Genomic DNA, 1,301 nt, shown 5'->3' with positions numbered 1-1,301 from the left:
GAACGGTTCGGTCAGGGCGCCCAGGGCGCGGCGATGTTCCAGGTGCTGTCCACGGCCCACAGCGCGGGCGAGTACACCACCACCGTCGCCTGGGGCTGGCGGGCTTCTTCTTGCCGTAGAGCCAGGCGTCGAAGAGCTTGTCCAGCTTCTTGCCGGAGATCCGCTCCGCCAGCGCCACGAACTCCTCCGTGGTGCCGTTGGCGTCGCGCTTCTCCTTGGCCCAGGTCTTGAGGATCTCGAAGAACGCCTTGTCGCCCACGGACACCCGCAGCGCGTGCACCGTCATCGCGCCGCGCTCGTAGACCGACTCGCTGAACATGTTCTTCACCCCCGGCTTGCCCGGCGGGGTACGCCAGACCTCCGCCGGCACCTGTGCCATCCGGACGTCGAACGCTTCCTTCGCGGTGAACTCGTCACTGTGCTCGGCCCAGAGCCACGTGGCGTACGACGCCAGGCCCTCGTTGAGCCAGATGTCCTGCCACCGGCTCAGCGCCACGCTGTTGCCGAACCACTGGTGGGCGACCTCGTGCGCGACCACGCTGGTGTTCTCGCCCCGGCGGAAGAAGCCCGCAGAGTAGACCGACCGGCTCTGCGTCTCCAGCGCGTACCGGATCCGCTCGTCGGAGACGACCACACCGCCGTACGCCTCGACCGGGTACGGGCCGAAGACGGTCTCCAGGTAGTCGGCCACCTTGACGGTCTTGGCGATCGAGGAGTCCGCGGCCCCCTTGGACACCTTCGTGGTCACCGCGTGGAACACCGGCCGTCCCTTGTGCTCGCCCTCGGTGATCCGGAATTTCCCGATCGCCACCATGCTCAGGTAGCTGGCCATCGGCGTGTTCTCGGCCCAGCGCCAGGTGCTCCAGCCATCCGCGCTGGTCTTGCCGCCCGGCACCCCGTTGCTGACCGCCGTCAGGCCGTCCGGGACGGTGATCTCGAACCGGTAGGTGGCCTTGTCCGACGGGTGGTCGTTGACCGGGAACCAGGTGCTGGCCGACTCGGGCTGGCCGAGGGCGATCGCGCCGTCGGAGGTGTGCAGCCAGCCGCCCTCGCCGACCGCCTGGTTCTTCAGCGCCTTCGGCTTGCCCGCGTAGGTGATCTCGGCGGTGAAGTCCCGGCCCGTCACCAGGCCACCGGTCGGTGCGATGACCAGCTCGTTCTTGTCCTGCTTATGTTCCGCCGGAGCACCGTCTACGGTCACCGCGCTCTCCCAGCCGGTCCGGGCGGTGCTGCCGGCCGCGCTGGCCCGGCTGCAGCACGACCGGCCGGCGATGCGCCGGTCGTTCCTGTCCGCGGTCGGT

Annotated in this window: 1 protein-coding gene; it reads right to left on the bottom strand. The window is 69.3% G+C overall.

Annotation, left to right across the window (positions count from 1 at the left end; all coding sequences use genetic code 11):
* Nucleotides 1–1,201, bottom strand: a 1,201-nt coding sequence (locus tag AB0M52_RS33990; RefSeq protein ID WP_363962000.1) for a M1 family metallopeptidase, incomplete at its 3' end; no start/stop codon positions are given.
* Between the last annotated feature and the right edge of the window lie 100 nt (nt 1,202–1,301).

Source organism: Micromonospora sp. NPDC051296 (genome assembly GCF_040682255.1).
GTDB lineage: Bacteria > Actinomycetota > Actinomycetes > Mycobacteriales > Micromonosporaceae > Micromonospora > Micromonospora craterilacus.
The sequence above is the reverse complement of the archived record's forward strand: the minus strand, read 5'-3'. Positions and strand labels throughout refer to the sequence as shown.